At 32.5% G+C, this 24,290-nt stretch carries 21 protein-coding genes; 10 read left to right on the forward strand and 11 right to left on the reverse strand.

All coding sequences use genetic code 11. The annotated features are described in order from the left end of the window. Window positions 1–67: 67 nt before the first annotated feature. The 3 genes from map to L6Q46_RS03350 are packed head-to-tail and all read left to right on the forward strand — an operon-like array spanning window position 68 to window position 2,453. A complete protein-coding gene (gene map, locus L6Q46_RS03340; protein ID WP_291283106.1) occupies window positions 68–886 on the forward strand; it encodes a type I methionyl aminopeptidase in 819 nt (272 codons plus the stop codon). A gap of 17 nt (window positions 887–903) precedes the next feature. Next, complete coding sequence (locus L6Q46_RS03345) at window positions 904–1,689, forward strand: DUF3667 domain-containing protein (protein ID WP_291283107.1); 786 nt, start codon at window positions 904–906, stop codon at window positions 1,687–1,689. Then, on the forward strand, window positions 1,689–2,453 hold the full coding sequence (locus L6Q46_RS03350) for a class I SAM-dependent methyltransferase (RefSeq protein WP_291283108.1): 765 nt from the start codon (window positions 1,689–1,691) through the stop codon (window positions 2,451–2,453). The genes L6Q46_RS03345 and L6Q46_RS03350 overlap by 1 nt, the downstream gene beginning before the upstream one ends. Window positions 2,454–2,568: 115 nt before the next feature. On the opposite strand, the gene L6Q46_RS03355 is transcribed toward L6Q46_RS03350, so the two are convergent. The 10 genes from L6Q46_RS03355 to L6Q46_RS03400 all read right to left on the reverse strand — a co-directional run bounded on the left by L6Q46_RS03355 (window position 2,569) and on the right by L6Q46_RS03400 (window position 13,963). Next, window positions 2,569–5,376, reverse strand: coding sequence for an insulinase family protein (locus L6Q46_RS03355; RefSeq protein ID WP_291283109.1), 2,808 nt, complete (start codon window positions 5,374–5,376; stop codon window positions 2,569–2,571). Between the two features lie 92 nt (window positions 5,377–5,468). Next, window positions 5,469–6,485, reverse strand: coding sequence for an FAD:protein FMN transferase (locus L6Q46_RS03360; RefSeq protein ID WP_291283110.1), 1,017 nt, complete (start codon window positions 6,483–6,485; stop codon window positions 5,469–5,471). After that, window positions 6,460–6,825 carry a Na(+)-translocating NADH-quinone reductase subunit F gene (locus L6Q46_RS03365; protein WP_363315837.1) on the reverse strand — a complete coding sequence of 122 codons (366 nt, stop codon included), beginning with the start codon at window positions 6,823–6,825 and terminating at the stop codon, window positions 6,460–6,462. The genes L6Q46_RS03360 and L6Q46_RS03365 overlap by 26 nt, the downstream gene beginning before the upstream one ends. Window positions 6,826–7,413: 588 nt before the next feature. After that, a complete protein-coding gene (locus tag L6Q46_RS03370) occupies window positions 7,414–7,899 on the reverse strand; it encodes a hypothetical protein (protein WP_291283111.1) in 486 nt (161 codons plus the stop codon). A gap of 97 nt (window positions 7,900–7,996) precedes the next feature. Then, on the reverse strand, window positions 7,997–9,298 hold the full coding sequence (gene nqrF, locus L6Q46_RS03375) for an NADH:ubiquinone reductase (Na(+)-transporting) subunit F (protein ID WP_291283112.1): 1,302 nt from the start codon (window positions 9,296–9,298) through the stop codon (window positions 7,997–7,999). Window positions 9,299–9,323: 25 nt separating this feature from the next. Next, window positions 9,324–10,082 carry an NADH:ubiquinone reductase (Na(+)-transporting) subunit E gene (gene nqrE / locus L6Q46_RS03380; protein ID WP_291283113.1) on the reverse strand — a complete coding sequence of 253 codons (759 nt, stop codon included), beginning with the start codon at window positions 10,080–10,082 and terminating at the stop codon, window positions 9,324–9,326. A gap of 5 nt (window positions 10,083–10,087) precedes the next feature. Continuing rightward, window positions 10,088–10,753, reverse strand: coding sequence for an NADH:ubiquinone reductase (Na(+)-transporting) subunit D (locus tag L6Q46_RS03385; RefSeq protein ID WP_291283114.1), 666 nt, complete (start codon window positions 10,751–10,753; stop codon window positions 10,088–10,090). 5 nt (window positions 10,754–10,758) lie between these two features. After that, entirely contained in the window at window positions 10,759–11,442 is a 684-nt protein-coding gene (gene nqrC / locus L6Q46_RS03390) for an NADH:ubiquinone reductase (Na(+)-transporting) subunit C (protein WP_291283115.1), read from the reverse strand. Between the two features lie 2 nt (window positions 11,443–11,444). Continuing rightward, window positions 11,445–12,608, reverse strand: coding sequence for an NADH:ubiquinone reductase (Na(+)-transporting) subunit B (locus L6Q46_RS03395; RefSeq protein ID WP_291283116.1), 1,164 nt, complete (start codon window positions 12,606–12,608; stop codon window positions 11,445–11,447). A gap of 5 nt (window positions 12,609–12,613) precedes the next feature. Continuing rightward, window positions 12,614–13,963 carry a Na(+)-translocating NADH-quinone reductase subunit A gene (locus tag L6Q46_RS03400; RefSeq protein WP_291283117.1) on the reverse strand — a complete coding sequence of 450 codons (1,350 nt, stop codon included), beginning with the start codon at window positions 13,961–13,963 and terminating at the stop codon, window positions 12,614–12,616. Between the two features lie 194 nt (window positions 13,964–14,157). Here L6Q46_RS03400 and L6Q46_RS03405 point away from each other — a divergent pair, with 194 nt between their 5' ends. From L6Q46_RS03405 to pruA, 4 genes are all read left to right on the forward strand, one after another. Then, entirely contained in the window at window positions 14,158–15,405 is a 1,248-nt protein-coding gene (locus tag L6Q46_RS03405) for a type IX secretion system plug protein domain-containing protein (RefSeq protein ID WP_291283118.1), read from the forward strand. A gap of 2 nt (window positions 15,406–15,407) precedes the next feature. After that, window positions 15,408–16,487 (forward strand): DUF3667 domain-containing protein, encoded by a 1,080-nt coding sequence (locus tag L6Q46_RS03410; protein ID WP_291283119.1) that lies wholly within the window; start codon window positions 15,408–15,410, stop codon window positions 16,485–16,487. 3 nt (window positions 16,488–16,490) lie between these two features. Beyond that, window positions 16,491–16,877, forward strand: a complete 387-nt coding sequence (gene apaG, locus L6Q46_RS03415; RefSeq protein ID WP_291283120.1) for a Co2+/Mg2+ efflux protein ApaG — start codon at window positions 16,491–16,493, stop codon at window positions 16,875–16,877. 127 nt (window positions 16,878–17,004) lie between these two features. Next, a complete protein-coding gene (gene pruA, locus L6Q46_RS03420) occupies window positions 17,005–18,630 on the forward strand; it encodes an L-glutamate gamma-semialdehyde dehydrogenase (RefSeq protein ID WP_291283121.1) in 1,626 nt (541 codons plus the stop codon). A 626-nt stretch (window positions 18,631–19,256) separates the two neighbouring features. Here the strand turns inward: pruA and rsmG are convergent. After that, on the reverse strand, window positions 19,257–19,886 hold the full coding sequence (gene rsmG / locus L6Q46_RS03425) for a 16S rRNA (guanine(527)-N(7))-methyltransferase RsmG (protein ID WP_291283122.1): 630 nt from the start codon (window positions 19,884–19,886) through the stop codon (window positions 19,257–19,259). 108 nt (window positions 19,887–19,994) lie between these two features. Here rsmG and L6Q46_RS03430 point away from each other — a divergent pair, with 108 nt between their 5' ends. The 3 genes from L6Q46_RS03430 to L6Q46_RS03440 all read left to right on the forward strand — a co-directional run. After that, window positions 19,995–21,089 (forward strand): acyl-CoA desaturase, encoded by a 1,095-nt coding sequence (locus tag L6Q46_RS03430; RefSeq protein ID WP_291283123.1) that lies wholly within the window; start codon window positions 19,995–19,997, stop codon window positions 21,087–21,089. 58 nt (window positions 21,090–21,147) lie between these two features. Beyond that, a complete protein-coding gene (locus L6Q46_RS03435; protein ID WP_291283124.1) occupies window positions 21,148–22,332 on the forward strand; it encodes a pyridoxal phosphate-dependent aminotransferase in 1,185 nt (394 codons plus the stop codon). Between the two features lie 167 nt (window positions 22,333–22,499). Beyond that, on the forward strand, window positions 22,500–24,290 hold a 1,791-nt coding region (locus L6Q46_RS03440), incomplete at its 3' end, for a U32 family peptidase (protein ID WP_291283125.1).

Here is a 24,290-nt window from a genome sequence, read left to right on the forward strand (position 1 = left end):
AATTGAATTTTGAAATTGAACTTATAATTGAACTTGAATTTGTATTTTTGTTTCGAAATTTTGCATTATGATTGTAATTAAAACCCTTGAAGAAATCGAATTGATGCGCGAAAGTGCTTTAATTGTTTCGAAAACATTAGGAATGATTGCTAAGGAAATTAAACCTGGCGTAACTACTTTGTATTTAGATAAATTGGCAGAAGATTTTCTTCGTTCGCACGGAGCGGAACCTGCATTTTTAGGCATGTATGGCTTTCCAAACTCGCTTTGTATGAGTCCAAATACGCAAGTAGTTCATGGTATTCCAAATAATGTTCCGTTACAAGATGGCGATATTATTTCGGTAGATTGTGGTGCTTTCAAAAATGGTTTTTACGGTGATCATGCCTATACTTTTGAAGTAGGTGAAGTAGCTCCAGAAACAAAAAAGCTTTTACAAGTTACTAAGGAATCGCTTTATGTGGGAATTCGTGAAACTAAAGTGGGCAATCGTGTAGAAGACATTGGATATGCAATTCAGCAATATTGTGAAAAACACGGATATGGCGTAGTTCGTGAATTATGCGGACATGGATTAGGTAGAAAAATGCACGAAGATCCAGAAGTTCCTAATTACGGGAAACGCGGTCGTGGAAAAAAATTAGTCAATGGAATGGTGATTGCAATCGAACCAATGATTAATCAAGGAACCAAAAACATCAAACAACATAAAGACGGCTGGACAATCACAACCGCCGACGGAAAACCAAGTGCACACTTTGAACACGATGTAGCAATTGTTGACGGAAAACCTGAGTTGCTATCTACTTTTGCCTACATTTATGATGCTTTAGGAATTGTGAGTAATGAAGAAGATGGATTGAGACAAAAACCTTTGGTCCTATAATTTAACTCATTTAATGTATGAATTGTAAAACTTGTAATAATCCTTATGAAAACACCGCACAATATTGTTCAAATTGTGGCGCTAAAATAGTTGATGACAGACTTTCATTAAAAGGAACTTGGGAAGAATTTGTTGGTCCTTTTTTTAGTTGGGATAATAATTTTTGGAGAACTTTTATTGGCTTATTCACTAATCCAAAAGATGTTCTTGAAGCTTATATTTCTGGTGCCAGAAAAAAATATTTTCAACCTTTTTCGTATATAATTTTATATGCAACGATTGCCGTTTTTTTCTATAAATTTTTCCCTTTGGATATTATTTTTGATTATTCGGAAGGATTTACAAAAGGTTACAATTCTACAAATTCATCAGGCAATGTTCCAAAAATAGACATGAAAGGTTTTATGGAAACCTTAATGAGTTATTACAACTTTTTTGTATTGCTTTTAATTCCAATATATGCGCTAACGAGTTATATTATTTTTAACAAAAGAGGTCATAATTTTTTCGAACATTTGGTATTTAATAGTTACTTACAAACAAACTTAGGGTTCATATCATTAGTATTACAAGTTGTTTTAGTCAATATTATAGGTATGAGTTTTGGAACATATTCTATTCTATTCCTATTATTATTTATACTATTCACACTTTATGCTTTTAAAAAGCTTTATGAACAAAACATAAAACAAAGTCTTATTTCAGGCGTAAAATATTTACTACTTTTTGCTGCATTATACCTCGTAATAATAATTGCATTTTCTATATTCTTCGGTATAATATATATCATAACTTCAATGTAATGAAAAAACTTTTTAAACTTATATTAAATACCATTCCTCGTCCGATATTAATTCGTTTAAGTATTGTGATCCGTCCAATTTTAGCTTTTTTATTGAAAGGAAGTCGCTTTACAGATCCAATTGATGGAAAAAGCTTTCGTATGTTTTTACCTTATGGATATGGAACACAACGTAATAACGTTTTATCACCAAGTACACTTTCTTTAGAAAGACATCGCTTATTGTGGTTGTATTTAAAAAACGAAACCGATTTTTTTACCGCTCCAAAAAAAGTATTACACTTTGCACCTGAGCAAGAATTTTACAAACGTTTTAAAAAACAATCGAATTTAGATTACACTACTACCGATTTATTTTCGCCTTTGGCAGATGTAAAAGCGGATATTTGTAATTTGCCTTTTGAAGATAATTCGTATGATATTATTTTATGTAATCACGTTTTGGAACATATCCCAGATGATACAAAAGCCATGCAAGAATTATATCGTGTTTTAAAACCTGGCGGAATGGGAATCTTTCAAATTCCTCAAGATTTATCTCGTGAAGTTACTTTTTCTGATGATTCGATTACCGATGAAAAAGAACGCGCAAAAATCTTTGGACAATATGACCACGTTAGAGTTTATGGAAGAGATTACTTTGACAAACTAAGAAGCATTGGTTTTAAGGTTGACGAAGTAGATTATACCAAAACAATTGCTCCTGAATTAGTAGAAAAATATTGTTTAGCAAAAGGGGAAATTATTCCGGTTTGTTATAAATAAACTTTGCTTAGATGCTGAAATGAATTCAGCATGACAAAAAAATCTATACTTTTTATAAATAAAAAAATCCCGCAATCATTACAATTGCGGGATTTTGAATTTAATAAAAACCTATTTATTCTTCTGGCATTAACATACCAATTACTTTATCTTTAGCTAAATATTTCTTAGCTACATCTTGAAGTTCTTTAACGGTTAAAGCATTCAATTTAGCTTCAAAATCAAATACTTCTTCTGGATTTACTCCTTCTGTATATTGACGTTTTAAAACTGCCATCCAATATCTGTTATCTTTCAAACTTTCTTTGTATTCTAATCTTGACGCTTCTTTAAATTTATCCAAATCTTTTTGTTCTGGACCATTTGTAACCATTTTGTTTAATTCTCTTAAAGCAGATTCAGTAAGTTTTTCTGCATTTTCTGGTCCGCATGGGAAAGAAATTGAGAAATTATAACTTCCGTAAGGCACTTTATTCATACTTCCTCTTGCTCCTACTCCATACACACCACTTTCGTTTTCTCTTAATTCTTCTACTAATTTAATGGTTAATACTTCACCTAATGCTTTGAAAGCAAATGCTTCTTTAGCATCGTATTTTGTATCACCATAAATCATGATGTTAACTGTACTTTTTGGATCTTTTCCTTTGTTTACTACTTTTTTGTGCGAACCTTTAAGCATTCTGTAACCTAAATCTTTAGCACTTTCTTTGATATTTTTATCAGAAGGTAATGATGCGATATATTTCGCTGCAAAAGCTTCCATTTGCGCTTCATCAAAATTCCCAACAAAGTAAAAATTAAAATCAGCTGCATTTGCAAAACGCTCTTTGTATTTTTTATACGCTAATTCGTAATCTGCTTTATCAAAATCTTCTTCTTTTGGAAAACCTTTATATCTTGGATTTTCTTTATTCAAATACGTGTAAAATTCATTCGAAAAATAAGTTGCCGGTTGCGACATCATGTTTGCCATAAACCCTTTTTGTTTCGTAATAAAACCAGCAAAAGCATCTTTATCTAAATTCAAATCAGTGAAATAAGCATACGTCATTTGAAATAAATACTCTAAATCTTTTGGAGTAGAAGAACCATTTAACCCTTCATAAACTCCACTAACATACGGATTTACTCTTGCGATTTTTCCTGTCATGAATTTATTGATATCATTTTTAGACATTCCTGAAAAACCTGCTTCAGACAAACCACCCATTGCTAATGAAACTTTAGCCATTTCATCATTTGAAAATAAATTTGAACCACCAAAACTAACCGCTTCAAACATTACTTGATCGTTTTTAAAATCGGTTTTCTTGTAAACAACTGTTGCTCCGTTTGAAAGTTTTAAAGTAGTAGTTCCTAATTTAGCATTACTTTCTTTTGAAACTACGCTTCCTTCTTTAACTGGATTTCTCAATAAACTTTCCGAAACTTTTGTTTCCGTGTAAGCAGTTAATTCATTTTTGTTTACGGTTAATGAATTTAAAACTTCTTGTTCTGTTGGTTTTACTAAACCATCTTTTTCTGGTCCAGTTAAAATAACTACTCTATTATCTTCTTTCAAATATTTAGCAATTAAACCATTTGTATCTTCAACAGAAATGGTTGGCAACATCTTTTTAAAGACATCAAACGTCCATTCGATACTTGGAATTGGTTCTTTTTCTAAGAAATTTGCTTGATATTCTGATACGAAATTTTCAGATTCACTTTTCTCTCTTTCGTTATACTGTCTCTCAATTTGAGATAAGAATTCAGCTTTTGCTCTATCTAACTCGCCTTGGGTAAACCCAAATTGTTTTACTCTTTCATTCTCTTTTACTAACACTTTTAAAGCTTCTAATTGCTTGTCCTGAGCTACCATTGCAAAAGATTGAAATGCCTCTTTAGTTCTTGCCCAGGTACCACCATGATACGTATATCCAAAATTAAAAGGTGGATTTGGACTGTTTTGTAACTCTTCTAATCTGTTATTTAACATCGTAGAAAAAAGTCCTTTGGCAAGATATTCTTTAAAATCACCAAGAGTTGTAACTTTCTTAGGCTCTGCATAATCTTTATACAACAATTGTACTTGAGCAAATGCTGCTTCTTTATCAGATTCTACAGCTACGAAAGTTTCTTTGTGATTTGGAACATCATAAAATTTTCTTTCTTTTTGCTTCTTCGGATTTTTATATTTTCCAAAATGAGCGATAATTTTCTGCTCCATTTCGGCAACATCGATATCTCCAACAACAATTACAGCCATTAAATTTGGGCGATACCAATCTTTATAAAAACTCGTTAATTTATCATACGTGAAGTTTTCTAAAATTTCTTTTTGACCAATAGGAAGACGTTTTGCATATAACGAATTGTACATCATTTTAGGCATAAAACGTCCCATCATTCTTTTGTCAGCACCTAAACCTAATCGATATTCTTCTAAAACAACACCTCTTTCTTTATCGATTTCTTCTGGAGTTAAAGTAGTATTAAATGCCCAATCTTCGATAATTTGGAACCCTTTTTCTACTTTTTCTTTATCATCTGAAGGAATTGGTAAAAAGTAAACCGTTTCATCAAAACTCGTGTAAGCATTTAAGTGTTGCCCGAATTTAACTCCGATACTTTGAAGATAATTTACCAATTCATTTTTAGGGAATCGTTTTGTTCCATTGAAACACATGTGTTCCATAAAGTGCGCTAAACCTTGTTGTTCATCTGTTTCTTGAATTGAACCTGCATTTACGACTAAACGTAAATCTACCTTGTCTTCAGGTTTTGCATTTTTACGGATGTAATAGGTTAATCCGTTTGAAAGTTTTCCGATTTTTACATTTGGATCAGTCGGAATTGGATCTTCAAGCTTGAAATCCTGCGCAAAAAGAAACGCTGGAGCCAAAAGCAATAAAGAAATGGAAAAGTGAAATTTCTTCATAAAATTTGATTTTGTTTGGATAAAATTATCTTTATAACTACAAAATCAAAAGTTTATTATACAAGTTTTAACAATTAATTTCTTATTTGGAATTAGTCTATAATCAAAGAATCGAAATTTTCTGTAGTAAATTGCTGCATTTTATTGTTAGAATCCGAGTAAAGAAGCATTACATGCAGTTCTGGATGCTTTTGTAAGAACACCTTACTTTCCTCTAAACTCATCAACATAAAAGCAGTTGCGTAACCATCTGAAAGAGCTGATGATTTTGATAAAACGGTTGCACTTAATACATTATTTTTTTGCGCTAATCCTGTTTTAGGATTTATGATATGCACAAATTTTTCACCTGTTTTTTCATCAATCATTACTTTTCTATAATTTCCTGAAGTTGCCATGCCTAAGTTTTCTAAATTTACTTTAGCAATTAAAGTACGTTCTTCAGGTTTTTGTAATGGATCGTCGATTCCTACTACCCAATTCTTATTATCAATCGTGTTTTTACCTAGTGCGAATAATTCACCTCCAATTTCTACAATGGCATTTTCAATTCCTTTTGATTTTAAATAATTCACTACAACATCTACCGAATAACCTTGAGCGATTGCATTAAAATCGATAAAAGTTTCTTTATACTTTTTTGAAATGGTTTTATTTGAATTTAAAGCAATCTTATTAAAACCTACAAATTGCAACAAACTATCAATTTGTTTTGGAGCTAAATCTTGGTGTTTTTTATTGGGACCAAAACCATAAGCGTTTACTAAAACACCAATTGTTGGGTCGAACAAGCCATTGGTTTCTTTATAAATTTGATTGGAAAGTTGAAAAGTTTCTTTAAAAAATTCATCCACAACAACAGTTGAATCGCCAGCATTTATTTTAGAAATTTTAGAATCAGGTCGATAGGTAGAAAGCGATAAATCGAAAGCTGTTAACAACGAATCTATTTGATTTTTAGTTACTTTTTCTTCCGTTGAAATGTATTTTATAGAATACGTACTTCCTTGTGCTTCGCCTTGAATGGTATAAAAATCTGTAGTTTTAGTACATGAAGTAAATAAAATTGCTACAATTAGAAAACTACAAAATCTCTTTAATTCCTTCATAATTTAAAATATAATCTTGATTTTTTAAAATCGGTTTTTCGAAATCTTCGGCATTGGCAAAACCAACTCCTGCATATAATACTTTAGCTTTTTTCTCTTTGGCATGACTGATGAAGGTTTCCATGAAAACCACATCGTATTCAGCAGGATTATCAGGATATGTAACGGCTTGAACTATCACAAAATGCAAGGTATTCGTAGGTTTATCAACACAAACAAATTGCGGATGTTTTTTTAATTGACTGTTAATGGCAATGAACTCAAACCCTTGTTTTTCAAGTTCTTTTCCCACGTGATTCATGGCCAAATGATGTAAGTCTTGTAGTGATAATGGTTCCATGATGCAAAGGTAGGTATTCTATTTGAAAGCATAAAAAAACCGACTCATTTCTGAATCGGTATTAGTATTTTAAATACAAAATTTTCAATTACAAGATAGGAAATACTTATAAACTCCTTGATTAGTCATTTTATTAAAGTATTCTTTAACTATATATTGATATTCTATAAGAGGTAATTTCGACCAACCATTATTATTATTTTTAATACTTTCAGGGACGGGACATTTTGTAAAAACAATGAAAGAATCAAAGTCTTTTTTATTAAAAGCTATAAAATATTTATTGTTTAATAATGGCTCTTCATCAAAATATGTCGATTCAATTATTTCAATTTTATCATTATAATATATCTCATATTTCAATTTTATCATTATAATATATCTCACATTTTAAACTTTTCATCCCTTTCGTCTTATTTATTTCTATTGGAATTGCTGTTGCAAAATGCAGATTATTAATTAATTTACAAGTATTATGTTTATTGTAATAAAATCCTGCTATATAAAACAACAAAACAATAAAAATTAAAAAACCAATCCCTTTAAATTTATTTTTAACTCTGATCATATTAATTTTTAAAATAATTTTTATCTGTAATTTCCATAAATATCTTCATTTGCAACTGCTTCTTTCGGAATGGTTTCCCAGGTTTGCCCTTCTACATATTGAAAATCTTCTGCCACTGGTTTGCTTAAGTAGATTTGACAATATTTTGGTTTCTCTACACTAAATTTTACGAAAAAATTTTTTCCTTTTAATAATTTTCGCATTTCCCCTGTCTCATATCTATATTTAATATAAATAGACTTCTCAGTTGCTACACCTTTGTCATTTGAAGCTACAAAATAGTCGTTATTGTAATAAAAACTATACTCAACTGATCTACCCCCTTTTCCCTGACTTGAATAATCATAAACAGTTGCTACAGTATACAAAGTTTTCTCATCTTCAAGATATTTTTTATTTAGTAAATGCATTACAAGACCGTAAATAAAAAGCCCTATAAAAAAAGAAAATGCGAAAACATAATATAAGTTTTTTTGAAGGTATTTTTTAATTTGTACAAATGACATATTATTTTATTTAGTAAATTCAAAAATAAACAATTTCAAATTCAAACATAAAAAAACCGACTCATTTCTGAATCGGTTTTGATATATAAAATTTGGATTAACCTCCGAAGTCGTCGAAACGAACATTTTCTTTTGGCACACCCCAATCGTCACACATTTTTACAACTGCGTTATTCATCATTGGTGGTCCACAGAAATAGAATTCGATATCTTCTGGTGAATCGTGTAATTTCAAGTGATTATCGATAACTACGTTATGAATAAATCCTACGAAACCATCACCTTCTCCATTTGGTCCATCTTTCACTTTCCAGTTATCTTCTGGTAAAGGTTCAGATAAAGCGATATGGAATTTGAAGTTAGGGAAATCTTTCTCTAAAGCTCTAAAATGATCTACATAGAACAACTCACGCTTAGAACGACCTCCGTACCAATACGTAACTTTTCTTCCCGTTTTAACTGTACGGAATAAGTGGTATAAGTGCGAACGCATTGGCGCCATACCAGCTCCACCACCTACATACAACATTTCAGCATCAGATTCGTTGATGAAGAATTCTCCGTAAGGTCCAGAAACAGTTACAGTATCTCCTGCTTTTCTTGAGAAAACGTATGAAGAAGCAATACCTGGGTTTACTTTCATCCAATCGTTTGTAGCTCTATCAAATGGAGGCGTTGCAATACGAACGTTCAACATAATTTTTCTTCCTTCTGCAGGGTAAGAAGCCATAGAGTAAGCTCTTTCAACCAATTCGTTATTTTTCATAACTAATGGCCATAATTTGAACTTATCCCACTCAACTTTAAACTTCTCAGGTTCACCTGGATGTTCAACTGGGTGAGCCGTGATATCGATATCTGTAAATTTCACTTCACAAGAAGGAATTTCAATTTGGATATAACCTCCAGCTTCGTAGTGCATATCTTCTGGTAACTCAACAATAAACTCTTTAATAAAAGAAGCTACGTTGTAGTTAGAATATACTTTTGCTTCGAATTTTTTGATACCAAAAATTTCTTCTGGAACTTCAATTACCATGTCTTGTTTTACTTTAACTTGACATCCTAATCTCCATCCTTCTGCTAATTCTTTACGAGTAAAGTTTGGTATTTCTGTTGGCAAAGGTTCTCCACCTCCATCTAATACTTTACATTTACATTGTAAACAAGAACCTCCACCACCACAAGCTGATGGTAAGAAGATTTTATTATTTCCTAAAGTAGTTAAAAGTGTACTTCCTCCACCTACTTCGATTTCGTTTTCACCGTTAATTTTAATCTTTACAGCACCTGAGTTTACTAATTTAGATTTTGCATATAATAGCATAAACACCATTAGTAAAATAAGCCCTAAGAAAGCTAAAATTGAATATGTAATTAATTCTGTTATACTAAACATGAGTTCAATTTTTAATGTTATACTATTATTTAACTACTTGAGTTGAATCTACTTTTACAGAATCTACAGCTACTTGAACTGAATCAACTACAGGAGTTTCAACAACAGCTGGAGCTGGAGTTGCTACTTTTGCTTCTGGTTTTTTGTTTAATGCGTTAAGGTCAATTCCTCCAAAACTCATGAAACCAATAGCCATTAAACCTGTTAAGATAAAAGTAATACCTAAACCTCTTAAAGGAGCTAATACGTTAGAATATTCCATTTTTTCACGAATAGCTGCCATAGCAACAATAGCAATTGTCCAACCAAATCCAGATGCAAATCCGAAAGTTACTACGTGACCTAATGAAGAATATACACCACCATCAACTCTTTGTTGCATGAATAATGAACCTCCTAAGATAGCACAGTTTACTGCAATAAGTGGTAAGAAAATACCCAATGAGTTATATAATGAAGGTGAAAATTTCTCAACAATCATTTCTACTAACTGTACCATTGTTGCTACAGAAGCGATGAATAAAATGAAAGTTAAAAAGCTTAAATCTAATTCAGCAAATGATGGATCTAACCAAGCTAATGCACCAGCACCTAAAACATAGTGATAAATTAAATAGTTTAATGGAACCGTAATTACTTGTACAAAGGTTACAGCAATTCCAAGACCTATAGCTGTTGATACTTTTTTAGAAACGGCCAAAAATGAACACATTCCTAAGAAGTATGCAAAAATCATGTTATCAATGAAAACTGATTTTAAAAATATATTGATATATTCAAACATAGCTATTATTTTTTCTCGATTAATTTCTTGTTAATTCCTCTTTGTACCCAAATTACGATACCTACCATAACTAAGGCCATTGGAGCTAATAACATGAATCCGTTATTAACATATCCTGTAGCATACAATCCTGTTTTTTCAACAGAATTTCCAAAAATTTCGATTCCGAATAATTTTCCTGAACCAAATAATTCTCTGAAAAATGCAACTACCAATAAAATGATTCCATATCCTAAACCGTTTCCTAAACCGTCTAAGAAAGAAGGCCATGGTTTGTTTCCTAAAGCAAAAGCTTCAAAACGTCCCATTAAGATACAGTTTGTAATAATTAATCCTACGAAAACCGATAATTGTTTGCTGATATCATAAGCATAAGCCTTTAAAACTTGGTCAACCAAGATTACTAAAGCTGCCGCTACAACCAACTGAACAATGATACGGATTCTACTTGGAATTAAATTTCTTAATAATGATATAATTACGTTACCAAAAGCTACTACCGCAGTTACTGAAAGTGCCATTACAAAGGCATTTTTCATTTGAACTGTTACCGCTAAAGCTGAACAAATACCTAATACCTGAACCGTTACTGGGTTATCGTCATTAAATGGATTTGTAATTAACTTAATATTACTTTTTGAAAATAATCCTTCTTTGTTGTTTTCTGCCATGACGATTATTTTTTATTAGATTTTAAATATTTTTCATATGGTTTTAAACCTCTAACTAACATTTCGGTTACACCATTACCTGTTAAAGTAGCTCCAGAAATTGCATCAACTTCACCATCAGCTTTGTTATCTTTACCTTGATATCCTTTAACTACTTTTAAACCTTGTAAGTTTCCGTTAGCGTCAAAAACACTTTCTCCAATAAAACTTTTTTGGAAATAATCTTGTGTAATTTCACCTCCTAAACCAGGAGTTTCTGCTTTATGGTCAAATACAATACCGTCTACTTTTAGGTTTTCGTCAACCGAAACATAACCCCAGATAGCATCCCATAATCCCATTCCTCTTACCGGAATAACATAGAATTTTTTACCATCCTTCTCCGCATTGAAAATTGGGAATTTTCCTTTTTCTTTAGCGATATCAACAGTAAAAGCATCTTTACTGATTTCTGTTCCGTTTTCATCAAAAACCACTTCACTAATGATGTGTTTTTTGTATGCTTCTTCAGAAGCGTCTCTTTCTACAGCTACTCCAAACGATTTTAGAATGTACTGCATTTTCTCTTTCTTAATGTTTGCCTCTTGATCTGGCTTAAGTGCTGTTGCAGCAAATGCTAATGCAGAAGCTACTAACACTACCATTACAGTCGCAAACAAAAATGTATATCCGTTACTTTCTCTATTCATGACTATGCAGATTTTAATTGTTTAGACTTAGCCAATCTTTTCTTTCTCTTAGCAATGTTTCCATTAACTACGAAATAATCGATAGTTGGCGCTAAAGTGTTCATTAATAAGATAGCCAACATTACTCCTTCTGGATACGCTGGGTTGAAAACTCTAATTAAAATACTAAAGAATCCTATTAATAAACCGTAGATGATTTTTCCTTTATCGGTTTGAGCCGCAGAAACTGGATCTGTTGCCATGAATACAATACCAAAAGCAAAACCTCCAACTACTAAGTGATTCATCCAATCAAAGTTCATTAAAGCAGTTAAACCAACAGCATTGAACATCATTGCTGTTAAAGCTGCTCCAATTACTCCAGAAACCATAATTTTCCAACTACCTACTCCTGTTGCAATTAAAATAAATGCACCAATTAAAATAGCTAAAACCGAAGTTTCTCCAATCGAACCTGGAATAAATCCTAAGAACATATCTATAGTCGAATACGCTACTTCTTTTCCTTGTGCTAATGAACCTAAAATAGTTTCACCTGATACACCATCAATTGTAGTAGCATCGCTAACCCAAATTTTATCTCCCGACATAAATGTAGGATAAGCAAAGAATGCAAACGCACGCGCTAATAAAGCAGGGTTGAAAATATTCATTCCGGTTCCTCCAAAAGCTTCTTTACCAATTATAACTGCAAAAGCTACTGAAATAGCTAACATCCATAAAGGTAAATCAACTGGCATAACCATTGGAATTAACAAACCAGATACTAAATATCCTTCGTTAACTTCGTGACCTCTAAAAATTGCAAAAGCAAATTCGATACCTAATCCTACTGCATACGATACAATAATCATTGGTAATACTTTCCATAATCCGTGGAAAAATAAATTTGCAAATGACATATCAGAACCTTCAATTTGAATGAAGTGTTGGTAACCTGCATTGTAAATTCCGAATATTAATGCTGGAATTAAAGCTAAAACCACAGTAATCATGGTTCTCTTTAAATCTACAGCATCTCTAATATGAGCTCCATGCTTTGTAGTATGATTAGGTACGTATAAAAATGTATCTAATGCATTAATTGCAGGTGCAAATTTTTCAAATTTTTGCCCTTTCTCAAAAGGCTTTTTAATTTGGTCTATTTTATCTCTTAAAAACTTCATAGCTATTATCCTACTTCTTTAATCATTAAATCAAGAGCTTCACGAATGATTTGTTGGGCTTCTAATTTAGATGTGTTAGTATAATCAATTAAAGCAAAATCTTCTGGAGCTACTTCGTAAATTCCTAAGCTTTCCATTTTATCGATATCACTTGCCAAACAAGCTTTTAATAATTGCATTGGGAAAATATCAAGTGGCATAACCGCTTCCATTTCTCCTGTTACAACTAAAGCTCTTTCTTCACCGTTTAAATTGGTGTTAGGCGCATATTTTTTTCCTGGCATTAACCAAGATAATCCCGTTCTTGATGCACTGTGAACACTTGGCGACGCAAATGGCATCCATCCAAACATTCTATAAACATTTCCTTCAGGAATTACAGTTACTGTATTGCTTAAGAAACCTAAATTTCCATCCATTTTTACTTTAGCACCTGTTAAAACATCTCCAGAAATAACTCTCACGTTATCACCTTCAATTTTCCCAGCAACTAAATCAGCAATAGCAGCACCCGAAATTACATTGTAGTATTGAGCATCTTTAACTTCAGAACCTGCCAAAGCCACAGTTCTTGTAGCATTGAACTTTCCAGTTAAAAACAATTCACCAATAATAGCAACATCTTGTGGCGTTACTGTCCAAACTCTCTCACCAGCATTAATAGGTGAAATTTTTGCAATTTGAACTCCAACATTTCCTGCTGGATGTGGCCCGTAAACTTGGTGTAAAGAAACTCCTTTAACATCTTTAAAAATAGATTTTCCTTTACCTTTTACAGATAAATGAACTTTTCCTGATGTTAATTTTGCTAAAGCATCGATACCAACTTGAAAAGCTTCTAATTTGTTTTCTAAAACAAACTCAACATCTGCAGCCAAAGGAGCAGTTGCATAAGCTGAAATAAAAATAGCTTTAGGTTCATCAGCTGAATTAGCAATCACATCATACGGACGTTGATTGATAAATGGCCAACATCCTGAAGCTAACAAATGTGCTTTTACTTCTTCTGTTGATAAATCATTAGGATTTTTCTTGCTATGCTCAACGAAAACATCTTGAGAATCTGCAGCAATAAGAATCTCTAAAATGACTCTTTTTTCACCACGCTTGATTTCTTGAATTTTTCCGCTTACAGGAGCAACGAATTTAACTTTCTCATCTGATTTAGAAAAGAAAATTACTTCTCCCGCTTTAACGTTATCTCCTTCTTTTACTACCATCTTTGGAGTTACTCCGTGAAAGTCAGAAGGTTTAACAGCATAGACTTTCGAGCGAGTTACTTGAGCTACTTTGTGAGCTGCTTCACCCTTCAACTTAAGGTCTAAACCTTTTTTAATTCGAATGTCTTTTGACATATTTTTGAAGATATGATTGTTAAAAAATTTACTATAAAACGTGCAAATTTAATCAAATACATAGCACCTTACCAAAAATAAAGACAGAGATTAGGTTTATTTATAATTATTCTAAATTACAAAACACTAATAAATTAACAGTAATTACGTTTGTTCCTAAAGATTTACTATTTTTACGTTTTTATAGCTGTAAAATGAATAAAATTGCAACTCTATTTTTACTACTTACTCATTGTTTTATTTTCTCACAAGCAGGAATTGAACAAGATCCAACATTTAATATCAAAACAATTTCATTTCGTGTAAATGGAAATAATGTAATTCCATTTTTTAAACTTGGTGAAACTTTTGAATTGAGTTTTGATGATTTATACGGAGACGAAGCCGACTACTATTATACGATAACACAATACAACTACGATTGGTCTGCACCTTCAGATTTAGGAAAAGTAGAATACTTGAACGGAATGGACAATCAGCGCATCATTACTTATGAAAACTCCTTCAATACATTACAATTGTATTCGCATTACAGACAAGTTTTCCCAAACAGATTTAATCAAATCACCAAAAGTGGAAATTATTTAATCTCAATTTTAAATGATGAAGGCGAAATCGTATTTTCTAGAAAAATTATAATTTACGAAGAACAAGTTGCTGTAGCAATGTTAGTAAGAAGAGCAAGAGACTTCGAAAGCCTTGATGGAAAACAAAACATAGAAATAACCATAAATTATGGTGACAAAGTTTTACAAAATCCGATTCAGAACGTAAAAGTTACGCTTTTTCAAAACGGAAATTGGAAAAACAGCATTTCAAATGTTAAACCACAATACACATTGGGCTCTGAGTTAATTTACAGATACAACAAAGAAACACAATTTTGGGGCGGAAACGAGGCTTACAGTATTGACAACAAAATAATTAGAGCAACCAATAATACCGTTTCACAAGTAACATCTGGAGACAATATTTACAACACTTATTTGTATGTAAACACACCACGAAAAAACCAACCTTACACCTATTTTCCTGACATTAATGGTAACTTTTTTATTCAGAATGCAAATACTTCAAATTCACAAATAGAAGCCGATTATTCATGGGTTTACTTTGCTTTAAACACACCTAATTTATTAGACAAAAATATTTATGTAGTTGGCATGTTTAACAATTATGCTTTAACAGATGAATATAAATTAGAATTCGATAAAAATTCTGGTTTATACGAAAAAGCTATTTTGTTAAAACAAGGATTTACCAATTACCAATACATTATTACAGATAAATTCGGTAAAGTTGATTATGAAAATGCTATTGATGGTAATTTCTTTCAAACCGAAAACAACTACACCGCTATTGTTTACTACAGAGGAAATAACGATCGATACGACAGAGTAATTGGAATTGCAAACACAAACAGCGAAGTTATCAGAAATTAAAAATGAGCAGAAAAGACCTAAAATATAGAGGAACTCAGTGCATCAACTGTGAGACATCATTAGATATTAGCGAAAAATATTGTCATCATTGTGGTCAATTAAATTCAACTAAAAAACTTACAATAAGCGATTTTATTGAAGAATTTTTTGCCAATTTTTATGCCTACGATTCCAGATTGCGCAATTCAATCATTTCCATTTTTACAAAACCAGGCGTTTTAGCTCGTGAATTTAATGCAGGCAAAAGACATACGTATGCGAATCCGTTTCGATTATTTTTAAGTGTTTCATTAATACTATTTATCACGTTTAATTTTACCGAAGGAGACAACTCGCCTGACGCTGACACTGCAAGAGAAGAACTTGCAAAAGAACAATTGAAAGAAGAAATAAAAAAAGATAGTGCAGCTTTAAAATTACTAAATACTAACGTAACAATAAAAGACAATCTTTTGAAGGACAGAATCGAATACAGCAAAGATTCTATTTATACCAAAGATTTCATTGACCAAAATATCAATCGAAATTTTGATCCATTAGTTTACTACATAACTTCACTAAGAAATTTCCACTTAAAATATCCAGAAAAATCAGATGAACAAATATTAAAAGAATTAGGATTTGAAAACAACTTTACATACAATACAATGTGTAATAAAGCTAAACTTTTCAAATCTAACAATATCTACGAAGAGCTTTTCGATTACTTTTATCAAAAACTTCCTTTCTTTATTTTCCTTTCTTTACCAATACTAACACTCATGTTTTGGCTGGTTTTTTATTCAAAAAAAATAAATTACACCGAACACTTAGTTTTTGCATATACTTTTTTTACTTTCATCTTTTTATGCATGATGATTTTCAATTTCATTGAATTAATAAGTGAAGAACTAACTTACTTTGTTTCCGGAGTTTCATTTGCATTTATATTTCCAATTTATTTTTATAAATCTTTAAGAAATTTTTATCAACAAAGCCGTTGGATAACTGTTTTAAAATTCTTAATTTTGAATCCGCTATTCTTTTTATTCTTAAGCATTTGCGCTTTAATAATGATGCTCATAGGAATAATTCTATTTTAATATATGGTTAGTCAAATTACAAAAGGCATAAAGATTTCAGTTTTAACTAGTTTTGAAGGAACTTACTTCAAGAACTACAAAATTCATTTTGCCTTTTCCTACCATGTTACCATCGAAAATCAAAGTAAAGATTCAGTACAATTGACAACACGTCACTGGGAAATTTACGACGCATTAAACAATATTGAAGTGGTAGATGGCGAAGGTGTAATTGGTAAAAAACCAGTTATCAAACCAGGCGAAAGCTATACTTATTCTTCTGGATGCTTGCTTTCTTCACCAATTGGTGCGATGAAAGGATATTTCAACATGGTGAACTTTACCTCAACTAGAAGCTTTAGAGTAATTATCCCTACTTTCAAGCTAAGTGCTCCTTTTGCTATCAACTAAATAACGAACAAAACAGCTTCGTAACATTTGTTATCGATAATTCAAAATATACTTTGTATTTTTGTATTCGCTTACGATATTTTCGTAAATCAAAGTACAAAATTGTCTAATCTCAAAATACAACACCATGTTAAAAGGATTTTTTAATGTCCCAAAAGCGGTTAACGAACCCGTAAAATCGTACGCTCCAGGTTCTCCTGAAAGAGCAAAAGTTGCAGAAACATACAAAACTATGTGGAATTCTCAAGTAGAAGTTCCATTATATATAGGTAGCGAAGAAATTAAAACTGGTGATACTAAAAAAATGTCAGCGCCACATGATCACCAACATATTGTAGGTGTTTATCATCAAGCAGATAGAGCTTTAGTTGAAAAAGCAATTACTTCTGCTTTAGAAGCTCGTAAAAAATGGGCAGCAATGGCTTGGGAAAACAGAGCTGGAATTTTCTTAAAAGCAGCTGAATTATTAGCAGGTCCATACCGCGCTAAAATCAATGCCGCTACTATGATTGCACAATCAAAAACAATTCACCAAGCAGAAATTGATTCGGCTTGTGAGTTGATTGACTTCTTACGTTACAACGTAGAATTCATGACTAAAATATATGCAGACCAACCAGCTTCTACATCAGAAATGTGGAACCGAGTTGAATACAGACCATTAGAAGGATTTGTATATGCAATTACTCCTTTTAACTTTACTGCCATTGCTGGAAACTTACCTTCAAGTGCTGCGTTAATGGGGAATGTTGTAGTTTGGAAACCAGCTGCAACACAAGTATATTCTGCCAATGTAATCATGCAAGTTTTCAAAGAAGCAGGTTTACCTGATGGCGTTATCAATATGGTAATGGGTGATTCTGGAATGGTTTCTGACGTAGTTTTATCTAGTCCACATTTAGCTGGAGTTCACTTTACAGGTTCAACTGGCGTTTTCAATGATATTTGGAAAACTATCGGAAACAATATCGCTACTTACAAAACATATCCAAGAATCGTTGGAGAAACAGGTGGAAAAGATTTCATCATTGCACATCCATCAGCAAACGCAGCTCAAGTTGCAGTAGGAATTGCTCGTGGTGCTTTTGAATTCCAAGGGCAAAAATGTAGTGCTGCTTCACGTGTTTACATTCCACAAAGTTTATGGCCTGCTGTTCAAGCGAAATTAGAAGCGGATTTGAAATCTATGAAAATGGGTTCGCCAGAAGATATGAGTAATTTTATTACAGCTGTAATTTCAGAAGCTTCATTTGACAAATTAGCGCGTTACATTGACCAAGCTAAAAACGATAGCGATGCGGAAATAATCATGGGTGGAAATTATGATAAATCAAAAGGTTATTTCATTGAACCAACGGTTATCTTAACTACAAATCCAAAATACAACACGATGTGTACGGAATTATTCGGACCAGTAGTTACCATTTATATTTACGAAGATGCAAAATGGTCTGAAACGTTGAAATTAGTAGACGAAACTTCAGAATATGCTTTAACAGGTGCAGTATTTAGCCAATGTCGTTATGCGGTGGAAGAAGCAACCGTTGCCTTACAAAATGCAGCAGGAAACTTCTACATCAACGATAAACCAACAGGTGCTGTTGTAGGAATGCAACCATTTGGAGGAGCAAGAGGTTCAGGAACTAACGATAAAGCAGGTTCAGCACAAAACTTATTACGTTGGGCTTCTGTTAGAACCATTAAAGAAACTTTCGTAACACCAGAAGATTATAAGTATCCGTTTTTAGGATAGTTCAAAGTACGAGTTTAGAAGTACGAAGTACAAAATAGAAACCCGATTTTCAATTGAAAATCGGGTTTCTTTATGTATATCTAAGGCAATGAATCTTATCATTATCTTCAAAAAACTCAACTGTTGCTAGTTTTTCTATTTTCCACTTCTATTTTTATTCTGTATGGTATTTCAATAAGAGTTATAATTGAACTTAAAAACAATGGGATAACTAAAACCAAATCACCTACCATTCTGCTTACATAAAACTTCAAAACTTCCCACAAAGGCCTTGTGAAGTATATTATTGGGTTACTAAAATATTCTATCAATTTCGGTGCGGTAAAAAATTGATACCAAAAAACCGCAACAATAACAATCAACATTATCAATGTAATTCTGTTGTAAAAAATATAACTGATTAAAAACGCGTATAAAAATAGATTTCTCAAAGCAAAAATTACCTTAAAACTTTCTTCATTGTAACAAAGAATCAAATTCAAAATAATACAAATCGAAATAATTGAAATCACAAAATATTTAAATATAGAATATAGTTTTTTCATTAAAAATAAGTTGTACTTTAAAATGTTATTTTTTGCTCGCTTTTTCCTTTCACCCATAACCTAACACCCATCACCCAAACACTACTTCTTATACTTCAACGGCAAATGCACAACTTTCTTAGTTTCAAAAAACTCATCAGTAAAGAAATCCGATAAATTATATTGCGTTGCTTTAGGAAAATCCTTTAATTCTTCGGTTAAATCACCACCTTTTAAATATAAAATTCCGTTGGCTAATTCGTGATTTTGTTTTTTTGCTACTTTATCATCTACCCATTTTACAAAATCAGGCATGTTGGTTACAGCACGACTTACGATGAAATCGAATTCTTGTTTGACTAATTCGGCACGTTTTTGTTCGGCTTTTACATTTTTTAATCCTAACCCAGCGGCTACTTCATTTACTACTTTGATTTTTTTCGCAATAACATCAATCAAATAAAAATCAACTTCCGGAAATAAAATCGCTAGTGGAATTCCAGGAAAACCACCACCGGTTCCCACATCCATAATTCTCGATCCTGGTCGAAATTCTATAATTTTTGCGATTCCTAACGAATGTAAAACGTGACGTGTGTATAATTCGTCGATATCCTTTCGTGAAATCACATTAATTTTGGCATTCCAATCTTCATATAACCCTTGCAATTTTTGAAACTGAAGTATTTGATTATCAGATAAATCAGGAAATTGCTTTAAAATCTCTTCCATTAGTTAAATTTTACACAAAAATACGCTTTTTGGTGAATAAAAAATGAGGAATATCATAAATGAAAAAATTATAATATTTATCTTTGACGAAATTTGAATACAAAATTTATGAGTACTACAACCCCGGTTTTCTCAAAAGAAGATAATCTGAAGTTTTTCAGAACATTAAATAAAAGAGTAAACGATTATTTCAAAGAAAATAAAATTGACAAAACAGGAAACTGGAAATTGCACTTGAAAACTATTGTGATGTTTGGTCTTTTCCTTACACCATACTTCTTTTTACTTGCAATGGACATGCCATTTTGGGTATATTTATTATTAAACGTAGTCATTGGAATTGGAATGGCAGGAGTTGGAATGAACGTAATGCACGATGGTAATCATGGTGCTTATTCTACTAAATCTTGGGTAAACAAATTAATGGGCGGAAGTATCTACATCTTAGCTGGAAATGTTTACAATTGGCAAGTACAACACAATGTTTTACACCACACCTATACAAATATCATTGGTCACGATGAAGATTTAGAAGCAGGAAGAATTTTACGTTTTTCTAAAACGGCTAAATGGTACAGTCACCACAGATTCCAACATTATTATTCTGTTTTCTTATACGGATTATTAACATTCAACTGGGCAATCACTACTGATTTCTTACAGATGAAACGTTATCTAAAAAGACAATTATCTTACGGAGAAGCTAAAAGTCCAGCTTTCCAATGGACCACTTTAATTATCACTAAAACGATTTACTTCTCTATTTGGTTAGTTTTACCAATGGTTTTAGGAATTACATGGTGGAAAGTTTTATTAGGTTTCGTTGTAATGCACTATACAGCTGGATTAATCTTGAGTGTAGTATTCCAATTAGCTCATGTAGTTGAAGATACTATAAATCCAATGCCAGATGACAATGGAGAAATCGAAAACACTTGGGCAATTCACCAATTGTTTACAACAGCGAACTTCGCACCTAAAAACTGGATTGTAAATTACTATACTGGGGGATTAAACCATCAAATTGAACACCATATTTTCCCAAATATCAGTCACATTCACTACAACAAAATTGCTGAAATTGTAAAACAAACAGCAGCGGAATGTAACTTACCTTATCATGAGTTTAAAACTACTCGATCGGCTATCGCGTCTCACTTCAAGCATTTGAGAGAATTAGGAAGAAAACCACAATTAGCATAATAAACAGAGAGACGCGAGGAATCGCGTCTTTTGTATTAACTATAATAACTAACACACAATGAACCCGTTATCGGACAGAATCAACAACTTAGCCGTTTCACAAACCTTAGCTATGGCGGCTTTGGCAAGAGAATTAAAAGCACAAGGAAAAGACATTATCAGCCTTAGTTTAGGAGAACCAGATTTCAACACTCCTGAATTCATTAAAGAAGCTGCAAAAAAAGCTATCGACGAAAACTACAGTACGTATACTCCAGTAGAAGGTTACTTAGAATTGAAAGAGGCGATTTGCAAAAAATTCAAAAGAGACAATAATTTAGACTACAAACCATCACAAATTGTAGTTTCTACAGGAGCAAAACAATCGTTATACAACATTGCACAAGTAATGTTAAACGAAGGTGACGAAGTAATTCTTCCAGCTCCATATTGGGTTTCGTATTACGAAATCATCAAACTTTCTGGCGGAGTTCCTGTTGAAGTTCCAACTTCTGTTGAAAGCGATTTCAAAATTACACCAGAACAATTAGAAGCTGTCATCACACCAAAAACAAAAATGATGTGGTTCAGTTCACCTTGTAATCCAAGTGGTTCGGTTTACAATCGTGAAGAATTAACAGCCTTAGCTAAAGTTTTAGAAAAACATCCACACGTATATGTAGTTTCTGATGAAATCTACGAACATATTAACTTTTCAGGAACATTCTGCAGTATTGCATCTATTCCAGGAATGTTAGAAAGAACGATTACTGTTAATGGAGTTGCGAAAGCATTCGCTATGACAGGTTGGAGAATTGGTTACATCGGAGCACCAGAATTCATCGCAAAAGCGTGTACAAAAATTCAAGGGCAAGTTACTTCGGGAGCGAATTCTATTGCACAAAGAGCAACGATTACTGCTGTTGAAGCGGATCCAAGCGTTTTAAACGAAATGGTTACTGCTTTTAAAAACAGAAGAGATTTAGTTGTTGGATTAGTAAAAGAAATCCCAGGATTCAAATTGAATGTTCCAGAAGGAGCGTTTTATGTTTTTCCTGATGTATCGTACTATTTTGGCAAAACTGTAAAAGGAACCGAAATTAAAAACGCAACTGATTTCTCCATGTTCTTATTAGCGGAAGCAAATGTAGCTACTGTAACAGGCGATGCTTTTGGAAATCCAAATTGTATTCGTTTCTCGTACGCAACAAGCGAAGCTTTATTAACAGAAGCGATGAGAAGAATTAAAGAAGCGGTTTCTTAAATCACAAACAAATATATTAGCACGAATTGATTTATTAAATTAAACCAATTCGTGTTTTTTTATACTCTAGATTCAAAAAAAGCGAACTTGAATTAGAAATCTTGGATTTTTTATAAGAACTTTGCACACTTTTTTTCGGCAAATCCCGAAAGATTAAAGATTTAGAAATGAAGAAGAAGATTGAAATTTTAGCACCTGCAAAAAACTTAGTACAAGGAATTGCTGCCATAAATAGTGGTGCCGATGCGGTTTATATTGGCGCTCCTTTATATGGTGCTCGTTCAAACGCTACCAATTCTGTGGAAGATATTGCCGAATTGGTAAAATATGCACACTTGTTTAACGCTCAGGTTTTTGTGGTTATTAATACGATTTTATACGATAACGAATTAGAACCTTGTCGTCAATTGATTTGGAAATTGTATGATATTGGCGTAGATGCTTTAATCATTCAAGACATGGCGATTATGGAAATGGAGTTACCTCCTATCGTATTGCATGCCAGTACGCAAACCAACAATCGTGATGCCGATAAAATTAAATTCTTAGCCGATGCCGGAATCAAACGTGTGGTTTTAGCGCGTGAATTGAATTTAAGTCAAATTAAAGAAATCAGCGAAGCTTCTGATGTGGAATTAGAATTCTTCGTAACAGGTGCTTTGTGTGTTTCGTTTAGCGGAAATTGCTACATGAGTGTTGCCAATGGCGAACGTTCGGCAAACCGTGGTTCTTGTGCACAAAACTGTCGCTTACCTTATAATTTGATTGACGGAAATGGAGATACTTTAATCAAGAACAGTCACTTACTTTCGATTAAAGATTTTGATGTTTCCAACCAAATTCCAAATTTAGTGGAAGCCGGAATTGCTTCGTTCAAAATCGAAGGTCGTTTGAAAGACATGGTTTATGTAAAAAATAACGTTTCTTATTTACGTCAGAAATTAGATGCTTTCTTAAACGAAAACAGCGATAAATACACCAAAGCTTCATCTGGAAAATGCACGTATTTATTTGATTCTTCATTAGATAGAACGTTCAATCGTGGTTACACTGATTATTTTGTAAACGAAAGACATCAAGCGATTGGTTCTTGGGAAAGTCCAAAATCAAAAGGACAATACATTGGAAAACTGATTAAAACAGTTGGAAATGCCTACGAAATCGAAAACGGAGAATTACTGAATAATGGCGACGGATTGTGTTTCATCAACGAAAACAACGAAGCCGAAGGAATTTACGTGAACCGTGCCGAAAACGGATTTGTTTATCCAAACGTATTGAAAGAAATCAAAGAAGGTACTTTCATTTACAGAAATAACGATGCCGCTTTCATCAAATTAGTAGAAAGAGAAGATAGTGCGGTTCGAAAAATCAGCACGACTTTACTATTAAAAGAAAATGAGACTGGTTTTGAATTAATCGCAACTGATGAAGATGGTAATGTTAGCACTGTAAATTTGGCTCACCCAAAAGAACAAACAAAAAACAACGAATCTTTAGCAGAAAACTTCAAAATCAACTTAGCAAAAACAGGTTTTACACCCTATACAGCTGACGAAATTACGATTGAATTTTCTGGAAATTGGTTTCTTCCGATTTCAAAAATCAATGAAATGCGAAGAACCGTTTACGAACAATTATCGGAAATTCGTTTGAAAAATTATGTTCGAAAAGAACACCAATTGGTAAAAACATCACATCCTTATCCAGAAACAAAATTGGATTTTATGTACAATGTTGCTAATAAAACGGCTCGTAAATTTTACGAACGTCATGGTGTAACCGAAATTGAAAAAGCATTCGAATTACAATGGGATCCAGGAAAATCTCGTGTAATGACTACCAAATATTGCATCAAATACGAATTAGAGCGTTGTCCAAAATACCATCGCGAAAACATGGATAAAAAACTAAAAGAACCTCTAGTTTTGAAACAAGGCGAATTGGAATACAAACTA

Origin of the sequence: Flavobacterium sp., assembly GCF_023151265.1 — a bacterium.
In the GTDB taxonomy this organism is placed as follows: domain Bacteria; phylum Bacteroidota; class Bacteroidia; order Flavobacteriales; family Flavobacteriaceae; genus Flavobacterium.